The following is a 17,841-nucleotide window of genomic DNA, read 5'->3' on the forward strand; positions in this document are numbered from 1 at the left end:
CAGTAGGCGGTTGAGTCCGTCGCCCTGCGATCGTCCGTAACGCTAGATCGACAAATGTAAAACGCCTTTCCGAATTTTGGCGTTCTCGTTAGTCTGCGACCGTTGCCGACATGGCCGCGCCTGCGCGCTGGCGTGTCGGCACATGGCCGCTGCCCACGGCCACCGTCCCCGATGCGGATCCTGCTGGTCCGCGTCGCGCGAGGCGGGATCGGCTGTTGGGTGTTCCCGAGCAGTTTTTCGATCCACCGGTGACCGGTGGTGGCGGAGCCATGCCTGCGCCCCGGATCGCCTCAACGAGACATTGGGAGACAAGCGATGAAGCACATTCGTTCGAACGAGTCCACCGATCTGGTCGCGCCGAGGCCGCCGCAGGCCGGCCCGCTGCGCGCGCCGGGTCCGCGGCACGGCTTGGCGGCGATGGCCGTGGCGGTCGGTGCCGTGGCGCCGATGGGCGCGGCGCAGGCGGTCGACTGGCCGTCCGGCTTCTCCAAGTGCGCCGATGAGGGCGGCACTTGCAAGGTCGGCGACACCGCTCGCCAGGTGTCCTTCGGCGTGAAGGACAAGTGGGTGTTGAAGACGCTCAGCGGCAACGTGGCGTGCACTTCGGCGACCTTCGGCGGCGCCGATCCGAACCCGGGCGTGAAGGAGAAATGCGCGGTCGGGCCGGCGGGCTCGCCGGCGCCCGCGCCCTCTCCGGCGCCAGCCCCCGCGCCTTCGCCGGCTCCCGCGCCATCACCGGCTCCGGCGGGGCAGAGCGGCGGCTACGCGGGCGCGGTCAGCGGGGGCGGCGGCAAGACGCCGGTCACCGTGACGACCGCCGCCGAGATGCAGGCCGCGATCAACGTCTACAGCGGCAGCGGCGGCCTGGTGATCCGCTACGCGGGCAGCTTCGATTTCGGCACCATCCCCGATCCCTGCGCGCAGTGGAAGAAGCCCGCGGGCGCGATCGTCGAGATCAAGAACAAGAGCGACGTCACCATCGAGGGCGTCAATGGCTCGGCGGCGAACTTCGGTCTCGCGGTCAAGGCGGCGGCGAGCAACATCATCATCCGCAACATGACGATCGGGCTGCTGCCCGGATCCATCGATGCCATCGGCATCGAAGGGCAGAGCGGCAAGTTCCCGAGCAACGTCTGGATCGACCACAACACGCTGTTCAGCTCGCTGGCCGAGTGCTCGGGCGCGGGGGACCTGGAGTTCGACGGCCTGGTCGACAACAAGGCGGGCGCGCATCACCTGACCTACTCGTACAACTACATCCACGACCACCACAAGGTCGGGCTGATCGGCTCGAGCGACAGCGACGCGAGCGACCGCTACATCACCTTCCACCACAACGTGTACAGCAACGTCGGTTCGCGTTTGCCGCTGCAGCGCGCGGGCTACACGCACCTATACAACAACCTCTACTCGAAGGTCCTCACGTCGGGGGCGAACATCCGCATGGGTGGCTACTCGCTGATCGAGGGCAACTACTTCGAGCAGTCGCAGAACCCGGTGACCTCGCGCGACAGCCCGTCGATCGGCTACTGGGAGCTGAGGAACAACAACGTGAAGAGCCCGGCCGACTTCGCGACCTACGGCATCACCTGGGTGGCGAGCGAGTCCAGCCCGTCGCGCGATGCGACCGACTGGAAGTCGACGGCGAACTTCCCGGTGGGGATCCCGTATTCGTACGTGGTGAACGATCCGGCCTGCGTGAAGCAGAAGCTGCCGAGCGTGGCCGGGGCAGGGAAGAACCTGGCGACGTTGAGCTGCAATTGATCCGCCGATGAACGAGGGCCCTCGGCGCTTTGCGAGCGCCGAAACGGAAAGCCCCGCAAGACTTGCGTCTTGCGGGGCTTTGTATCTGGTGGCGCTTCAGGGATTCGAACCCCGGACCTGCGGATTATGATTCCGTCGCTCTAACCGGCTGAGCTAAAGCGCCTTGCGAAGAACGAGACTATAGCAAGGTTTTCGCCGACAATGCAAGTCCCGCCGACGCCGACAACAAAAAAAGTTCGGCGGCCCGTCCCTCGCGAGCTCCCTCCATGTTCAGCTTCCTCAAGAAAAAACTCGGCTTCGGCTCGTCCGATCCCACGCCCGCACCAGCTCCCGATGCCGCGCCCACTCCCGCGCCGGCCCCAGCGCCCGCCGTCGAGCCCGCTCCGGCTCCGGCCCCCACGCAAGCCCTGACCCCGGCGCCTCAACCGGCGCCTCAACCTGCGCTTCAACCTGCGCTTCAGCCCGCGCCTGTCATCGCGCCGCCCCCGGCCCCCGCACCCACTCCGGCTCCCACTCCCCTTCCAACTCCGGCACCAGCTCCTGTTGCGATGCCGGCTCCCACTCCCGCTCCCGCTCCGGTCGCGGAGTCCGAGCCCGAACCCGCGCCTCGCCAGAGCTGGATGGACAAGCTCCGCCAGGGACTGCGCAAGACCGGCTCGAGCATCGCGCAGGTCTTCACCGGCACGCAGATCGACGACGCCCTTTATGAAGAACTCGAGGCCGCGCTGCTGATGGCCGACACCGGCGTGAAGGCCACCGAGTTCCTGCTCGAGGACCTCAAGCGCCGCGTCAAGGAGGCCAAGGCCACCGATCCCGCCGCCGTGCGCCATCTGCTGGTGGAGGCGCTGACCGAACTGCTGCAGCCGCTGCAGCGCCAGTTGGTGATCGGCGAGCAGTCGCCGACGGTGATGATGGTCGTGGGCGTCAACGGCGCCGGCAAGACGACCAGCATCGGCAAGCTCACCCGCCATCTGGCCGACGCCGAGGCGAACGTGCTCCTCGCCGCCGCCGACACCTTCCGCGCCGCCGCGCGCGAGCAGCTCGCCGTCTGGGCCGACCGCAACCGCGTGCAGATCGTCAGCCAGGAGGGCGGCGATCCTTCCGCGGTGACCTTCGATGCGGTCGTCGCCGGCAAGGCGCGCGGCTGCGATGTCGTGATCGCCGACACCGCCGGCCGCCTGCCGACGCAGCTCCACCTGATGGAGGAGCTCAAGAAGATCAAGCGCGTGATCGGCAAGGCGCAGGAGACCGCGCCGCACGAGGTGCTGCTCGTCGTCGACGGCAACACGGGCCAGAACGCGCTCAACCAGGTCAAGGCCTTCGACGACGCGCTCGGCCTGACGGGCCTGATCGTCACCAAGCTCGACGGCACCGCCAAGGGCGGCGTGCTCGCGGCCATCGCGCGCGAGCGTCCCATCCCCGTCTACTTCATCGGCGTGGGCGAGAAGCTCGAGGACCTGCAGACCTTCGATCCGCGCGAATTCGCGCTCGCGCTGCTGGAATGACGCCAGCGGTACCCAAAGCAAAAGAGCTCCCAAGGGAGCTCTTTGCATTTACATCGGGAAGCCGCCGCCCCCACCGCCCATGAGGTTCTTCAGCCCGCCCATCTTCTTCATCATCTTCATCAGGCCGCCGCCCTTCATCTTCTTCATCATCCCCTGCATCTGGTCGAACTGATTCAGCAGGCGATTGACCTCCTGGATCTGCACGCCCGCGCCGGCGGCGATGCGGCGCTTGCGGCTGGCCTTGGACTTGCCGTCCATCAGCAGCGCCGGCTGGCGGCGTTCCTTGGCCGTCATCGCGTTCAGGATGCCTTCCATGCGCTTCATGTCGCGCTCGGCCTTGTCCATGTCGGCGGCGCCGGCCTTGGCGGTCATCTGCGTGGGCAGCTTGTCCATCAGCCCCGACAGCCCGCCCATCTTCTTCATCTGCGAGATCTGCGCCAGGAAGTCGTTCAGGTCGAAGCCGTCGCCCGACTTGAGCTTCTCCGCCAGCTTCTGCGCCGCCTCGACGTCCACGCCCTTCTGCACTTCCTCGACCAGCGCGACGATGTCGCCCATGCCGAGCACGCGGCCCGCGTGGCGGTCGGCGTCGAAGACTTCCAGCCCGTCGATCTTCTCGGACACGCCCGCGAACTTGATTGGCGCGCCGGTGACCTGCTTCACCGACAGCGCCGCGCCGCCGCGCGAATCGCCGTCCAGCTTGGTCAGCACGATGCCGGTCAGCGGCAGCGCCTCCTTGAACGCCTTGGCCGTGTTGACCGCGTCCTGGCCCTGCATCGCGTCGACGACGAACAGCGTCTCCACCGGCTTGAGCGTCGCGTGCAGGTCGCGGATCTCGGCCATCAGCGCCTCGTCGATCGCGAGCCGGCCGGCCGTGTCGACCAGCAGCACGTCGAAGAAGTGACGCCTGGCATGGTCCAGCGCCGCCAGCGCGATGTCATGCGGCTTCTGGTCCGGCGCCGACGGGAACCACTCGGCGCCCGCCTGCTTCGTCACCGTCTTGAGCTGCTCGATCGCGGCCGGGCGGTACACGTCCGCCGAGACCGTCAGCACCTTCTTCTTGCGCTTCTCGATCAGGTGCTTGGCCAGCTTGGCGGTGGTCGTCGTCTTGCCGGCGCCCTGCAGGCCCGCCATCAGGATGATCGCGGGCGGCTGCGCGGCGAGGTTGATGTCGGCGATGCCTTCACCCATCGTCGCCGCGAGTTCCTTGTGGACCACCGAGACCAGGACCTGGCCCGGATTCAGCGATCCGGCCACCTCCTGGCCCAGCGCCTTCTCCTTCACGCGGGCGACGAAGTCGCGCACCACCGGGAGCGCGACGTCGGCCTCCAGCAGCGCCATGCGGACTTCGCGCAGCATGTCCTGCACATTGGACTCGGTGATGCGGGCTTGGCCTCGCATCGTCTTGACGAGCCGGCTCAGTCGATCAGTCAGGGTGGATGCCATCGTAGAAGCGCCCGCGGGGGCGGGCGCGCGTCATTACACTTTGCAGATGATTTTATCGTTCGCCTCCGGAGAGCCCAGCGGCCCCCTCCTGGCCACCCTCAGCGCCGCAGGGGCCTTGGCCTACGCGGCCGCCGCCGCCTTCGCCCGGCGGCGGCCGCTCACCTGGCGTTCGGTGCTCGTGCTGGCCTGGGTGCTGCACCTGGCCGCGCTGGTCGTGGACGTCGGTGGCATCGGCGCCGCGCCGGTCAATGGCGGACACGCGGCGCGCTTCGGTTTCGCGCCCTCGCTGTCGATGACGGTCTGGCTGGTGACCGGCGTCTACCTGGTCGAGAGCCGCTTCCTGCCGCTGCCCTCGGCCCAGCGCCTGCTCAGCGTGCTGGGCCTGGCGGTGATGCTGATCGCCTGGATGTTCCCCGGCGAGTACCGCCCCCAGGCCGGCTCGCCGCTGGCGCCGCTGCACTGGGCGATGGGGCTCGCCTCGTACGGGCTGTGCGGCGTCGCGGTCATGCACGCGGTGATGCTCAACCGCGCCGAGCGCCAGATGCGCGCGCAGAAGGGGCAGGGCGCGCCGGCGCTCGGCACGCCGCTGCTGCGCCTGGAACGGCTGACCTTCCAGTTCGTCGGCGCCGGCGTCGTCGTGCTGTCGATCGCGCTGCTGCTGGGCGTCGCGTTCACGCCGCATTGGAAGTGGGATCACAAGACGCTGTTCGCGGTGATGGGCTGGGTCGTGCTGACCGGATTGCTGACCGGCCGCCGCGTGTTCGGCTGGCGCGGCCGGCGCGCGACGCGCTGGCTCTATTTCGGCGCCGCGCTGCTGCTGCTGTCCTATGCGGGCTCGCGCTTCGTGCTCGAGGTCATCCTCCAGCGTCCGCCCACCTGAGCCTTCCGGCGACCTCATCGTGATCAAGCTCCTCTTCTGGATCGTCCTGCTGGCGGTGGCCGCCTTCGTGCTCGGCTTCAAGCGCGGCCGGCCCGCGCCGCGCGACGACCAGCCGGACCGCCGTCCCGCCCCGCCGCAGGCGGTGCCGGAGTCCATGGTCCGCTGCGCCGAATGCGGCACGCACCTGCCCGCGAGCGAGGCGCTGCCCGGCCGCGGCGGCCACTTCTGCGGCGCCCCGCACCGCGCCGCGCACGAGGCCCGCCTGGAGGCGGCCGACGCCGCCGCCCGCGCGCGGGGCGGAGCCTGACCACGGCGGCCCGCATGGCGACGTCCGAGCCCAGCGGCGCGATCAGCGCCAGCACCATCCAACGCCTGTACCGCGCGTTCATGGGCGCGCGGGCGGCGCTGGGCCTGGCGCTGCTCGCGACGCAGTCGATCGCCGGCCTGATGGGCGCCAAGCCGACCGGCTGGGCGGCGCTGTTCTCGCTGGTCTACGGCGTGCAGGCGGTGCTCGCGTGGCTGCTGCCGCGCTGGTTCGGCGGCGGCGACACGCCGCCCAAGGACCGCGCCGGACTGACGACGCGCCAGTTCATGGTCAGCATCGGCGCGGACCTGCTGCTGTTCACGCTGCTGCAGGTGCGCGATCCGGTCGGCCCGTACGGCGCGCTGTTCTTCATGCCGGCGCTGATGGCCGGCGCGCTGCAGCCGCGGCTGCGCGCGCTCGCCTGCGCCGCGCTGCCCAGCCTGGTGCTGCTCTCGCTGTCCGGCTGGGCGGTGTTCAACGACCACGACGGCGCGCTGCGCATCAGCCAGGCGGGGCTGCTGGGCTGCGGCCTGTTCGTCGTCACGCTGCTGGCCAACGAGATCGCCGCCCGCCTCGCGCGCGAGGAGCGCGCCGCCCGCGGCAGCCTCGAGTACGCGCGCCAGCAGGCCGACCTGAACCGCCTGGTCATCGAGGAGATGGAGGAGGGCGTGCTCGTCGCCGACCGCCGCGGACTGGTGCGCACCGCCAATCCGGCCGCTCGCGCGCTGCTGTCCGAAGGCGCGTCGCTGCGTCCGGGCTCGTTCCGGCTCGATGCGGCGCCGGCGTGGAAGCCGCTGCTGCGCGCGATCGAGAAGGCCTTCGCCGGCGAGCTCTGGCCCGAGTCCGGACGCGACCTGCTGCTGGACTTCGGCCGCGGCTCGCAGCGCTCGCTGCGGGTGCGGATGCGCTTCACGCTGCGCCCGCTGGACGGCGACGACCTGTGCGTGCTCTTCCTCGAGGACAACCGCCACCTCGAGGCGCGCAACCGGCAGGAGAAGCTCGCCGCGATGGGCCGCGTGTCGGCCGGCATCGCGCACGAGATCCGCAATCCGCTGACCGCGATCGCGCAGGCCAACGCGCTGCTGTCCGAGGACGTCGCGCAGGAGCCGCGGCTGGAGCAGCTGACGCGGATGATCGCGTCCAACGTCGAGCGGCTGAAGCGGCTGGTCGACGACGTGATGGAGGTCGCGCCCGGCATCGCGCCGGTCGCGCTGACGCTGGCCGCCGCGCCGCTGGTGCGCGAGTACTGCGCCGACTGGAGCGCCACGCAGCGCCTGCCCCAGGGCGAGGCCGGCCCGCTGCGCGTCGAGGTCCAGCGCGACACGCTGCTGGTCAGCTTCGAGCCGGAGCATCTGCGCCGCGTGCTGATCAACCTGCTGGACAACGGCCTGCGCCACGCGCGCCCCGGTCCCGGCGCGCTGCGCGTGCAGCTGGCCGAGGACGGTGAGTGGGTACGGCTGTCGGTGTTCAGCCGCGCCGAGCCCATCCCGGCCGAGGTCGAAAGACACTTGTTCGAGCCCTTCTTCTCGACGCGCAGCCGCGGCTCGGGCCTGGGCCTGTACATTTGCCGCGAACTCTGCGAGCGCTACGGCGCCCGCATCGATTACCACCGCCGGTCCGCCGACGCGGGCAGCGGCCCGGATGCCGGGATGAACGAGTTCCGCGTGCTGCTGCCGCGGCCGTCCGCCACGGCGTCCATGCTGGCCTCGATCCCGTCGATGGGGCCGGACTCCCACTTCCCCGATACCGAACTCCATGAGCGCTGATCCCCGCCTGCTGGTCGTCGACGACGAGCCCGACCTGCGCACCCTCTACGAGATGACGCTGCTGCGCGAAGGCTTCACGCTGGACAGCGCCGGCACCGTCGAGGACGCGCTCGAGCGGCTGAGCGCCCGCCGCTATGACGCGGTCATCACCGACATGCGGCTGCCCGACGGCAGCGGGCTGGACATCCTGCGCTGGCTCGAGCAGCAGGGCCGCAGCGAGCGCGCGCTGGTCATCACCGCCTACGGCTCGGCGGAGAACGCCGTCGAGGCGCTCAAGGCCGGCGCCTACGACTACCTGACCAAGCCGGTGGACCTGCGCCAGTTCCGGATGGTCGTGGCCTCGGCGCTGGGCCGCGCGCCGAAGGCCGAAGGCACCGTGCCCAAGCCGTTCTCGTCCGCGCCCGCGCCGGTGGCGCCCGCCGCGGCGGCGCGGCCGGCCTTCACCGGCGAGGAGCCGGACGCGTTCGCGCCCACCCAGCCGGCCGCGCTGGATCCGCTGCCCGAGCGCGAAGCGCCCGCGCGCACCCCGGCGCTGGAGCGTCGCAAGGCGCCGCGCACGCCACCGCTGACGGGATCGGCCTCGGCGCTGGACCGGCTGGTCGGCGATTCGGCGCCGATGCGTCAGGTGCGCGATCTGATCGAGAAGGTCGCGCGCAGCATGGCGCCGGTGCTGCTCAACGGCGAGTCGGGCACCGGCAAGGAACTCGTCGCGCGCGCGATCCATGACGTCAGCGCGCGCCGCCCGCAGCCCTTCATCGCGGTCAACTGCGGCGCGATCCCGGAGCAGCTGCTCGAGGCCGAGTTCTTCGGCTACCGCAAGGGCGCCTTCACCGGCGCGACCGAGGACCGCGAGGGCTTCTTCCAGGCCGCGCAGGGCGGCACGCTGTTCCTCGACGAGATCGGCGACCTGCCGCTGGCGATGCAGTCCAAGCTGCTGCGCGCGCTGCAGGAGCGCTCGGTGCGGCCGGTCGGCGCGGTGGCGGAAATGCCGGTCAACGTGCGGCTGCTGAGCGCCACGCACAAGGACCTGGCGGCCGAGGTCGGGGGCGGGCGCTTCCGCCAGGACTTGTATTACCGGCTCAACGTGATCCAGATCCGCGTGCCGCCGCTGCGCGAGCGCATGGAGGACCTGGCGCCCATCAGCGCCCGCATCCTGCAGCGCATCGCCGCCGACGCCGGCGTGTCGCCGGTGCCCGCGCTGACGGGCGCGGCGTTGGCGACGCTGTCGCGCTACAGCTTCCCGGGCAACGTCCGCGAGCTGGAGAACCTGTTGCATCGCGCGCTGGCGCTGTCCAGCGGCGAGGGCATCGACCTGGCCGACCTGGGCCTGCCCGACAGCGTGCTGGGCCCGGACGACGCGGCCGGCGAACCCGCCTTCGCCGCGCTGGAGCCGGCGCCCGGCGTCACGCCGCCGGTCCAGGCGCAGGGCGGCGCGGCGCTGCCGACCGACCTGGCGAAATACCTCGACGAGGTCGAGAAGCAGATCCTGCTGCGCGCGCTCGAGCAGCACCGCTACAACCGCACCGCGGCCGGCGCGAGCCTGGGCCTGTCGCTGCGGCAGATGCGCTACCGGATGGCCCGGCTGGAGATTTCGGCCGGCGGCGACGAGGCTTGAACGGCTTCTTCATCGGCAGCCCGGCGTCTCGCGCTGGGCGCATGGCGACCATGACCCCACCGCCGGTGGCGGCTAGGGGAAGGTCCTAGGCGGTACTTGTCCTAGCCCCCGGGGACGCGGGGCCGGACCGTCATCGAACCGCCATCGCCGCGAGTGCAGCAACCATCGACGTTTGCAGCCCATTCCGTCCCGCAGCCCGCGTCAATCCTCGCGCTCCAAAGTGGATGCGCGAATCCATCGGGGCTGCGCGGGGTCAGGTCTTCCCGCTAGCCCAGCACATGGACCGAGTCAAGCGGTGAGGCCACTAGCGGTAGTTCCTTGAAGGTCCCGCGACCACTAGATATAGTGTTTTGCATGCTATCCTGATGACTTCGCAAACACGGCGATGAATGCTCCAACAGAAGTCTTGCCCGCGGTGCCGGCCCCCCAGCCGGAGGACCGGGACTCCCAAGTCCAGGCGCATCAGCAGCATCGCGAACATCACCTGACCCCCTGATCGTTTGGCCCCTCGCTTACCCGGGGCCGGGCGAAGCTTTTTTGTTTTTTCGAATCCAGAACAGACGAGGATCCCATGCAGACTGTCGCCGCCACACCGACTGCTGAAACGGGCCTGGCGCAGACTCCCCGCGAGTCCGCCGCCGCTTCGGCCAGCTTCCCGCAGCACCAGATCATCCGCCGCAACGGCGCGGTGGTGCACTTCGAGCCCAGCAAGGTGGCCGTGGCGATGATGAAAGCGTTCCTGGCGGTGCACGGCACCAGCGGCGCCGCGTCCGCCAGCGTGCGCGAGACGGTCGACGCGCTGACCGAGTCGGTCGTGAAGGCGCTGGTGCGCTCGCGCCCGGGCGGCGGCACCTTCCACATCGAGGACGTGCAGGATCACGTCGAACTCGCGCTGATGCGCGGCGGCCACCATGAAGTGGCGCGCGCCTACGTGCTGTACCGCGAGCGCCGCACCCAGGAGCGCGCCGCCCAGGGCGAGCAGCGCCAGGCCGCCGTGCTGGAGTCCGGCATCTCGGTGACCGAGAACGGCGTGCGCGTGCCGCTCGACCTGGACAAGCTGGCCGCGCTGATCTCGTCGAGCTGCGAGAACCTGGGCGCCGACGTCAAGCCGGATCCGATCCTGGCCGAGACCAAGCGCAACCTGTACGACGGCGTCCCGATCGACGAGGTCTACAAGGCCGCGATCCTGGCCGCGCGCACGCTGATCGAGAAGGACCCGGGCTACACCCGCGCCACCGCCCGTCTGCTGCTGCACACGATCCGCAGGGAGATCCTGGGCCGCGAGGTCACGCAGGCCGAGATGGCCACGCAGTACGCCGACTACTTCCCGACCTTCATCAAGAAGGGCGTGCAGGCCGAGCTGCTGGACGAGAAGCTGCAGCAGTACGACCTGGCCCGGCTGGGCGCCGCGCTGAAGGCCGAACGCGACCTGCAGTTCGACTACCTGGGCCTGCAGACGCTGTTCGACCGCTACTTCCTGCACGTGGACGGCACCCGCATCGAGATGCCGCAGGCCTTCTTCATGCGCGTGGCCATGGGCCTGGCGCTGAACGAGATCGACCGCGAGGCGCGCGCCATCGAGTTCTACGAAGTCCTGTCGACCTTCGACTTCATGAGCTCCACGCCGACGCTGTTCAACTCCGGCACGCGCCGCTCGCAGCTGTCGAGCTGCTACCTGACGACGGTGGCCGACGACCTGGACGGCATCTATGAGGCGCTGAAGGAAAACGCGCTGCTGTCGAAGTTCGCCGGCGGCCTGGGCAACGACTGGACCCCGGTGCGCGCGCTGGGTTCGCACATCAAGGGCACGAACGGCAAGTCGCAGGGCGTCGTCCCGTTCCTGAAGGTGGTCAACGACACCGCCGTCGCGGTGAACCAGGGCGGCAAGCGCAAGGGCGCCGTCTGCGCCTATCTGGAGACGTGGCACCTGGACATCGAGGAATTCCTCGAGCTGCGCAAGAACACCGGCGATGACCGCCGCCGCACCCACGACATGAACACGGCGAACTGGATTCCCGACCTGTTCATGAAGCGCGTCATCGAAGGCGGCGAGTGGACGCTGTTCAGCCCGTCGACCTGCCCGGACCTGCACGACCTGTTCGGCAAGGCCTTCCAGACCGCCTACGAGGCGTACGAAGCCAAGGTCGACCGCGGCGAGCTCAAGCTCTACAAGCGCATGCCGGCCCGCGACCTGTGGCGCAAGATGCTGACGATGCTGTTCGAGACCGGCCATCCCTGGATCACGTTCAAGGACGCCTGCAATGTCCGCAGCCCGCAGCAGCATGTCGGCGTCGTGCACTCGTCCAACCTGTGCACCGAGATCACGCTGAACACCAACGACAACGAGATCGCGGTCTGCAACCTCGGCTCCGTGAACCTGGCGCAGCACCTGAAGGACGGCAGGATCGACCAGGAGAAGCTGAAGAAGACGGTGGCGACGGCGATGCGCATGCTCGACAACGTCATCGACATCAACTACTACGCGGTCAAGAAGGCGCGCGATTCGAACCTGCGCCACCGTCCGGTGGGCCTGGGCATCATGGGCTTCCAGGACGCGCTGTACCAGCTGCGCGTGCCGTACGCCTCCGACGCCGCCGTCGAGTTCGCCGACCGTTCGATGGAAGCCGTCTGCTATCACGCCTACTGGGCGTCGACCGAGCTGTCCGCCGAGCGCGGCCGCTACAGCAGCTATCGCGGCTCGCTGTGGGATCGCGGCATCCTGCCGATCGACTCGCTGGACCTGCTGGCCGAAGCCCGCGGCGGCTACGTCGACGTGGACCGCTCGTCGTCGCTGGACTGGGACGCGCTGCGCGCCAAGATCGCCCGTGACGGCATGCGCAACAGCAACTGCGTGGCGATCGCGCCGACCGCGACGATCTCCAACATCATCGGCGTCGACGCGTCGATCGAGCCCTGCTTCGGCAACCTGTCGGTGAAGTCCAACCTGTCGGGCGAGTTCACCGTCGTGAACGAACACCTGGTCCGCGACCTCAAGAAGCTGGGCCTGTGGGACGACGTGATGGTCATGGACCTCAAGCACTTCGACGGTTCGCTGCGCCGCATCGACCGCGTGCCCGAGGAACTCAAGCAGCTCTACGCGACCGCCTTCGAAGTCGACACCGTGTGGCTGGTGGAAGCCGCCGCGCGCCGCCAGAAGTGGATCGACCAGGCGCAGAGCCTGAACATCTACATGGCCGGCGCGTCGGGCAAGCGTCTGGACGAGACCTACAAGCTGGCGTGGCAGCGCGGCCTGAAGACGACCTACTACCTCCGCACGATGGGCGCGACGCACGCCGAGAAGAGCACCGTGCAGAACGCCGGTCAGCTCAACGCGGTGAGCAGCTCGATGGGCGGCATGAGCGCCGCGCCGGCCGCGAGCGCGCCGGTCGCCGCCGCGCCGGTGCAGAGCGCGGCCGCGCCGTCGATCGATGACGTGACGCCGGCCACCGACGTCAAGTTCTGCGCCATCGACGACCCGGGTTGCGAGGCCTGCCAGTAATCGAAACAGGAGGTGGCGGCGCCGCGCGCCGGCACCTCCGACGCTCGCGATGCGAGTGTTCATCGATGTTTGCGGCGATCGGCGATTTTTCCGCCGGGCCTCGCGAGCGATCGATGAACGCTTGATCGGACGTCCGCTCCGGCTCCTGCCGCGCGCCGTGATCGCGCGGCATCGCACTCACCAGGAGATGCGACGCACACGGTCCAGCGCGTTGAATGCGATGCGGACCAGCAACAGCGAAGCGGCGTCAAAGTCAAGAAGTCCTTTGTGTTTGAACACAACACTCCGATAATCCGCGACCATAGGAAGACCACCATGCTGGTTTGGGAAGAAGACCGTCAACCTTCGAGCAACGCGCCGCAGTCGGGCGCATCGATCCACGCAGCGACGCACGCCGTCGCGCGTGATGCCGCCGCCTCCGCGATCGGCTCGGTGTCCTCTCCCGCGGCCTCGATCGGCGACGCCAGCGAGCGCCGCGTGAACGTCGCCGACAAGCGCATCATCAACGGCCAGACCGACGTCAACCAGCTGGTGCCGTTCAAGTACAAGTGGGCGTGGGAGAAGTACCTCGCCACCTGCGCGAATCACTGGATGCCGCAGGAAGTGAACATGTCCCGCGACATCGCGCTGTGGAAGGATCCGAACGGCCTGAGCGAGGACGAGCGCCGGATCATCAAGCGCAACCTCGGCTTCTTCGTGACCGCCGATTCGCTGGCCGCCAACAACATCGTGCTGGGCACCTACCGCCACATCACGGCTCCCGAAGCCCGCCAGTTCCTGCTGCGCCAGGCCTTCGAGGAAGCGATCCACACCCACGCCTATCAATACATCGTCGAGTCGCTGGGCCTGGACGAGAGCGAGATCTTCAACGCCTATCACGAGGTGCAGTCGATCCGCGACAAGGACGAATTCCTGATCCCGTTCATCGACGCGATCATGGATCCCACCTTCGTCACCGGCACGCCGGAGAACGACCAGACGCTGCTCAAGTCGCTGATCGTCTTCGCCTGCCTGATGGAAGGCCTGTTCTTCTACGTCGGCTTCACGCAGATCCTGGCGCTGGGCCGCCAGAACAAGATGACCGGCGCCGCCGAGCAGTACCAGTACATCCTGCGCGACGAGTCGATGCACTGCAATTTCGGCATCGACCTGATCAACCAGATCAAGCTCGAGAACCCCCATCTGTGGACCCCGGAATTCCGCGCCGAGATCAAGGCGCTGTTCCAGAAGGCCGTGGAGCTCGAGTACCGCTACGCCGAGGACACCATGCCGCGTGGCGTGCTGGGCCTGAACGCGGCGATGTTCAAAGGCTACTTGCGCTACATCGCGAATCGTCGCGCGACGCAGATCGGCCTCGAGGCGCTCTTCCCGAACGAGGAAAACCCGTTCCCGTGGATGAGCGAAATGATCGACCTGAAGAAGGAACGCAACTTCTTCGAGACCCGAGTGATCGAATACCAATCGGGTGGCGCGCTGTCCTGGGACTGAGTCCCGGGCCGGAACGACCCTCGAGCATTGTTTGTTGAAGAAGAGATCAAGCTTGGCGATGCGCCGACCGACCGACAGAGAAGCGGCGGATGCGCACCGCAACCCGATTCACCGCACCGCGGAGCGCAACTCCCGCGCGTCGTGGGCGGTGAATACCTGCACCGGCATCAACCGGTTGATGACGGGCAGGGCTATTTCCACTTGATCAAGGAGAACTGAAATGGCAACTGCGAAGAAGGCCGCTCCGGCCAAGAAGGCGGCTCCGGCCAAGAAGGCCGCCGCGAAGAAGGCTCCGGCCGCGAAGAAGGCCGCTCCGGCCAAGAAGGCTCCGGCCGCCAAGAAGGCCGCTCCGGCCAAGAAGGCTGCCGCGCCGGCGAAGAAGGCCGCTGCCGCCAAGAAGGCTGCTCCGGCGAAGAAGGCCGCTCCGGCCAAGAAGGCCGCGGCTGCGAAGAAGGCCGCTCCGGCGAAGAAGGTCGCTGCCGCCAAGAAGGCTGCTCCGGCCAAGAAGGTCGCCGCGAAGAAGGCTCCGGCCGCCAAGAAGACCGCCGCCGCCAAGAAGCCGCCGATCAAGGCGACTGCTGCCAAGGCTGCGAAGCCCGCTGCGAAGAAGGCTGCTCCGGCGAAGAAGGCCGCTGCCCCCAAGAAGGCTGCTGCCGCGAAGAAGGCTGCTCCCAAGGCCGCCGCGAAGCCCGCTGCGAAGCCGGCCGCCAAGAAGGCTGCTGCTCCGAAGAAGGCTGCCGCCAAGCCTGCCGCTGCCCCTGCCGCGAAGCCTGCCGCTGCTCCGGCGCCCGCCGCGAAGACCGCGCTGAGCCCGCAAGCCGCGTGGCCCTTCCCGACCGGCAACAAGCCCTGAGCTTGAACGGTGACCGGGCCTTCGGGTCCGGTTCATCACGCATGAAAACCCGGCGCAAGCCGGGTTTTTTCTTTGGGGTCAGGGATAGAAGAGTTCGACCGAGTAGCCGCTGATCTTCAGCGCGCCACTGTCGAAGATCAGCTGCAGCTGCTGATCCGCGCCGCCCGGCAGCGACGCGCGGCCGGCCTGCATCTCCGCCGGCGACAGCATCCGCCGCACGACGAGCGCGCCGCTCGCATCGGTCAGGCTCAGGTCCACCCACGGCTGCGCGACTTCCCAGTTGCTGCGGTTGCGCAGGCTGATGCTGAAGCGGTAGTGGTTGGCCGTGCCCGCCGGATTGAGGCTGCTGCTCTCGACGCTGAGCGCCTCGATGTGCTGCCAGGGCTTGAGTTCCTGGCCCATCGCCTGCGCCATCGACGCGAGCATCGGCTTGGCGGCCGGGTACTGCGCGGCGATCGCCTCGCGTGCGTGCCACAGCAGCTGGCCCATCAGGCCAAGGGCCAGCACGGTCGTGGCCGCGCCCAGCGCGACGCGGACGCCGGGCCGGCTCCAGCGGCGGGCCGCCTCGGCCTGGCGCATGAAGCGGGGCAACTGGTCGGGCAGCACGCTCGGCGCGCCGGGCTCGGCCGCGGCTTGCGCGGCGGCGCGCGCGGCCATCAACTCGGACTCGGCGGCCAGCACCGTCATCGTCGTCTCGGGGCTGGCCACGGCCGAGCGTTCGCGCGGCTTGCGCTTGAACGGGTTCCACGACCGGCGCGGCTTCGCAGCCTTGGCGGCGCGCTTGGCCTCGGCGATCGTCTCCTCGTCGGGCGGCATCATCGACGAGGTCGGCTCGAGCGAAGGCTCCATCGCCGGCTCGTTCGCGCGCAGTTGCGCGGCGGTCGCCGGGCTGAGCGCGAAGGTCACGTCGGGCCGGTCGTCGTCGATCATCGGCGGCGGCAGCTCGTCCTCTTCGAAGCGCATGCCCTTGGGCTCGGGCAGGTGCGCGCGCGGATCGGGCGATGGCGGCGGCTGGTCGAGGAAGGGCTCGCGGCGTGCTTCGTGGGCCTGGTCGTCGAAGGCGCTGCTGGCGGCATGGAAGCGCGACTCCAGCAGGCTGTCCGCCGGGTCGTCGTCGGCCACGCGCCGCGGCGGCGCGAAGGGATTCAGGGCCTCGTCGTCATCGGCGATCCAGCCGCTGTCGCGATGGCTGGGCGGAGCGGGCGGCTCGGGCGTGAAGATCGGCGCGGGCTGCAGCGCCATCGCCGGCGGCGCCATGGGTGGCGGCAGCGGCGCGGGTCGACTGGGCTGGAAGTCGCCGTGAAGGGGCTGATGGGGCGGAGCGGGCGCCACGGGCGCGGGCGGCTCCGGCTGGCGCGCGGCGGGAACCGGCTCGGCCGGCGCGCTCAGCGGCGGCCAGGGCGGCGGGCTGTCGCGCTCCAGGTCGAACAGCTGCTCGCGTGCGTCGAATACCTCGGCGCAACGGCCGCAGCGCACCCAGCCCTCGGAGACGCGCAGCTGGTCCTGCACCACCCGGAAGATGGTGCCGCAGGTCGTGCAGCGGGTCGCGAGATTCATGGGCGCGATGATGCCACGAAGCAGGGTCAGTCCTTGCCGCGCCCCGCCCCTGGGTGACACGCGGTCACGGGGCGGTCGATGGCGTGCAAGCGGCTGTTCATCGGGGCAAACGGACGTCGTGAGGCGTCGCGGGACGTCGTGGTGAAAGCGGGAAACGGCGCCGGCGGCCTCAGGCGGCGCGGCGCGCGGTCATCAGGATCCAGCCGTCCTCATGGTCGGAGACCTCGAGCTGGACGTACGGCGCATAGGCCGCCTTCAGCTCGTCGGCCTGGCGCTCGAGGATGCCGGCCAGCACCAGGTGGGCGCCCGGCCGCAGATGGTTGCAGAGCAGCGGCGCGAGCAGCTTCAGCGGCGTCGCCAGGATGTTGGCCAGCACGACCGGATATTCGCCTCGCGCGGCATCGGGCATCGCCGCGTTGAGCGTCACGCCGTTGTCCTTGGCGTTGTGCGTCGAGGCGATGAGCGCGGCCGGATCGATGTCGACGGCGTCGATGTCGCGCGCGCCGAACAGGCCCGCGGCGATCGCGAGGATGCCCGAGCCGCAGCCGTAGTCGAGCACGCGATCCCAGCCCGCGGCCTCGGCGCCATGCGTCGCGATCCAGCGCAGGCACATGCGTGTCGTCGGATGGGTGCCGGTGCCGAAGGCCAGGCCCGGATCCAGGCGCATGACCTGCCTGGCCTGCGCGGGCGCCTCGTGCCACGACGGCACGATCCAGAACTCGGGCGTGATCTCCACCGGCGCGAACTGCGATTGCGTCAGCCGCACCCAGTCTTGCTGCGCGACGGTCTGGATCGCCTGCACGTGGACGTCGGTGGCCCAGTCCTGCGCCAGGATCAGCGTCGCCGCCTCGGTGGCCTCGGCTTCCTGCGCGAACAGCGCCATCACCACCGAACGCTCCCAGCCGGCGCGCGGCGCGGGCATGCCGGGCTCGCCGAACAGCGCGCGCTCCGCCGGCGTGTCGGCATCGGCGTCCTCGACCGAGACGGCCAGCGCGTCGATCTCCATCAGCGCGTCGCTGACGGTCTCGACATCCTCCTCGCGGCAGATCAGCACGAGCTCGTGCAGCAGGGGATCGTTGGCGTGGTCTTCGCTCATGGCGGCTCCGGGACTTCGGGGGACTTCTGAAATGGAGAAGCCCTCAAGGCGGACCAGTGTCCGCGCTTGAG

Annotated in this window: 14 protein-coding genes, 1 tRNA gene and 2 pseudogenes; 10 read left to right on the top strand and 7 right to left on the bottom strand. The window is 69.3% G+C overall.

Annotated elements, in window-relative coordinates:
* Positions 1 to 315 precede the first annotated feature (315 nt).
* The gene (locus tag ACEN96_RS05730; RefSeq protein WP_495587088.1) at positions 316 to 1,764 is read left to right on the top strand and encodes a pectate lyase family protein; all 1,449 of its coding nucleotides are present in this window, start codon (positions 316 to 318) and stop codon (positions 1,762 to 1,764) included.
* 86 nt (positions 1,765 to 1,850) lie between these two features.
* Here ACEN96_RS05730 and ACEN96_RS05735 read toward each other — a convergent pair.
* Positions 1,851 to 1,927: transfer RNA gene (locus ACEN96_RS05735), tRNA-Met, on the bottom strand.
* Between the two features lie 103 nt (positions 1,928 to 2,030).
* Here ACEN96_RS05735 and ftsY point away from each other — a divergent pair.
* Positions 2,031 to 3,269 carry a signal recognition particle-docking protein FtsY gene (gene ftsY / locus ACEN96_RS05740; RefSeq protein WP_495587089.1) on the top strand — a complete coding sequence of 413 codons (1,239 nt, stop codon included), beginning with the start codon at positions 2,031 to 2,033 and terminating at the stop codon, positions 3,267 to 3,269.
* Between the two features lie 48 nt (positions 3,270 to 3,317).
* On the opposite strand, the gene ffh is transcribed toward ftsY, so the two are convergent.
* Positions 3,318 to 4,712: a signal recognition particle protein gene (ffh, locus tag ACEN96_RS05745; RefSeq protein ID WP_495587090.1), complete on the bottom strand. Its 1,395-nt coding sequence runs from the start codon at positions 4,710 to 4,712 to the stop codon at positions 3,318 to 3,320.
* Between the two features lie 115 nt (positions 4,713 to 4,827).
* Here ffh and ACEN96_RS05750 point away from each other — a divergent pair, with 115 nt between their 5' ends.
* The 5 genes and pseudogenes from ACEN96_RS05750 to ACEN96_RS05770 all read left to right on the top strand — a co-directional run.
* Positions 4,828 to 5,592, top strand: coding sequence for a cytochrome C assembly family protein (locus ACEN96_RS05750; protein WP_495587091.1), 765 nt, complete (start codon positions 4,828 to 4,830; stop codon positions 5,590 to 5,592).
* 19 nt (positions 5,593 to 5,611) lie between these two features.
* Positions 5,612 to 5,899 carry a PP0621 family protein gene (locus ACEN96_RS05755; protein WP_495587092.1) on the top strand — a complete coding sequence of 96 codons (288 nt, stop codon included), beginning with the start codon at positions 5,612 to 5,614 and terminating at the stop codon, positions 5,897 to 5,899.
* A 14-nt stretch (positions 5,900 to 5,913) separates the two neighbouring features.
* The gene (locus ACEN96_RS05760; RefSeq protein ID WP_495587093.1) at positions 5,914 to 7,662 is read left to right on the top strand and encodes a sensor histidine kinase; all 1,749 of its coding nucleotides are present in this window, start codon (positions 5,914 to 5,916) and stop codon (positions 7,660 to 7,662) included.
* Entirely contained in the window at positions 7,652 to 9,277 is a 1,626-nt protein-coding gene (locus ACEN96_RS05765; RefSeq protein WP_495587094.1) for a sigma-54-dependent transcriptional regulator, read from the top strand. The genes ACEN96_RS05760 and ACEN96_RS05765 overlap by 11 nt, the downstream gene beginning before the upstream one ends.
* Before the next feature lie 724 nt (positions 9,278 to 10,001).
* Positions 10,002 to 10,871 (top strand): annotated as a pseudogene (locus ACEN96_RS05770) (ATP cone domain-containing protein); the annotation flags it as partial.
* A gap of 895 nt (positions 10,872 to 11,766) precedes the next feature.
* Here ACEN96_RS05770 and ACEN96_RS05775 read toward each other — a convergent pair.
* The 3 genes and pseudogenes from ACEN96_RS05775 to ACEN96_RS05785 form a co-directional block, all read right to left on the bottom strand.
* A pseudogene (locus ACEN96_RS05775) lies at positions 11,767 to 11,864 on the bottom strand.
* Positions 11,865 to 12,040: 176 nt separating this feature from the next.
* Positions 12,041 to 12,238, bottom strand: a complete 198-nt coding sequence (locus ACEN96_RS05780; RefSeq protein WP_495587095.1) for a hypothetical protein — start codon at positions 12,236 to 12,238, stop codon at positions 12,041 to 12,043.
* A gap of 360 nt (positions 12,239 to 12,598) precedes the next feature.
* Positions 12,599 to 12,745 (bottom strand): hypothetical protein, encoded by a 147-nt coding sequence (locus ACEN96_RS05785; RefSeq protein WP_495587096.1) that lies wholly within the window; start codon positions 12,743 to 12,745, stop codon positions 12,599 to 12,601.
* 346 nt (positions 12,746 to 13,091) lie between these two features.
* Between ACEN96_RS05785 and ACEN96_RS05790 the strand changes: the two genes are divergently transcribed.
* From ACEN96_RS05790 to ACEN96_RS05800, 3 genes are read left to right on the top strand one after another with little or no spacing between them, the layout of a single operon-like run.
* Positions 13,092 to 14,264: a ribonucleotide-diphosphate reductase subunit beta gene (locus tag ACEN96_RS05790; RefSeq protein WP_495587097.1), complete on the top strand. Its 1,173-nt coding sequence runs from the start codon at positions 13,092 to 13,094 to the stop codon at positions 14,262 to 14,264.
* A gap of 27 nt (positions 14,265 to 14,291) precedes the next feature.
* Positions 14,292 to 14,483 (top strand): hypothetical protein, encoded by a 192-nt coding sequence (locus ACEN96_RS05795; RefSeq protein ID WP_495587098.1) that lies wholly within the window; start codon positions 14,292 to 14,294, stop codon positions 14,481 to 14,483.
* Position 14,484: 1 nt separating this feature from the next.
* A complete protein-coding gene (locus tag ACEN96_RS05800; RefSeq protein WP_343636369.1) occupies positions 14,485 to 15,117 on the top strand; it encodes a histone in 633 nt (210 codons plus the stop codon).
* A 78-nt stretch (positions 15,118 to 15,195) separates the two neighbouring features.
* Here the strand turns inward: ACEN96_RS05800 and ACEN96_RS05805 are convergent, their stop codons facing one another.
* Both ACEN96_RS05805 and prmA read right to left on the bottom strand, forming a co-directional pair.
* Complete coding sequence (locus ACEN96_RS05805) at positions 15,196 to 16,674, bottom strand: zinc-ribbon and DUF3426 domain-containing protein (RefSeq protein ID WP_495587099.1); 1,479 nt, start codon at positions 16,672 to 16,674, stop codon at positions 15,196 to 15,198.
* 169 nt (positions 16,675 to 16,843) lie between these two features.
* Entirely contained in the window at positions 16,844 to 17,770 is a 927-nt protein-coding gene (gene prmA, locus ACEN96_RS05810) for a 50S ribosomal protein L11 methyltransferase (protein ID WP_495587100.1), read from the bottom strand.
* Positions 17,771 to 17,841 lie beyond the last annotated feature (71 nt).

The sequence above is a fragment of the Roseateles sp. Mitsp63 genome, assembly GCF_059491535.1.

Bases quoted from the DNA above. Each gene is read 5' to 3' on its own strand.
- ACEN96_RS05765 (WP_495587094.1), top strand. From the start codon at position 7,652: ATGAGCGCTGATCCCCGCCTGCTGGTCGTCGACGACGAGCCCGACCTG.
- ACEN96_RS05785 (WP_495587096.1), bottom strand. From the start codon at position 12,745: ATGGCGCAGAACTTGACGTCGGTGGCCGGCGTCACGTCATCGATCGAC.
- ACEN96_RS05800 (WP_343636369.1), top strand. From the start codon at position 14,485: ATGGCAACTGCGAAGAAGGCCGCTCCGGCCAAGAAGGCGGCTCCGGCC.
- ffh (WP_495587090.1), bottom strand. From the start codon at position 4,712: ATGGCATCCACCCTGACTGATCGACTGAGCCGGCTCGTCAAGACGATG.
- ftsY (WP_495587089.1), top strand. From the start codon at position 2,031: ATGTTCAGCTTCCTCAAGAAAAAACTCGGCTTCGGCTCGTCCGATCCC.
- ACEN96_RS05730 (WP_495587088.1), top strand. From the start codon at position 316: ATGAAGCACATTCGTTCGAACGAGTCCACCGATCTGGTCGCGCCGAGG.
- ACEN96_RS05805 (WP_495587099.1), bottom strand. From the start codon at position 16,674: ATGAATCTCGCGACCCGCTGCACGACCTGCGGCACCATCTTCCGGGTG.
- ACEN96_RS05760 (WP_495587093.1), top strand. From the start codon at position 5,914: ATGGCGACGTCCGAGCCCAGCGGCGCGATCAGCGCCAGCACCATCCAA.
- ACEN96_RS05790 (WP_495587097.1), top strand. From the start codon at position 13,092: ATGCTGGTTTGGGAAGAAGACCGTCAACCTTCGAGCAACGCGCCGCAG.
- prmA (WP_495587100.1), bottom strand. From the start codon at position 17,770: ATGAGCGAAGACCACGCCAACGATCCCCTGCTGCACGAGCTCGTGCTG.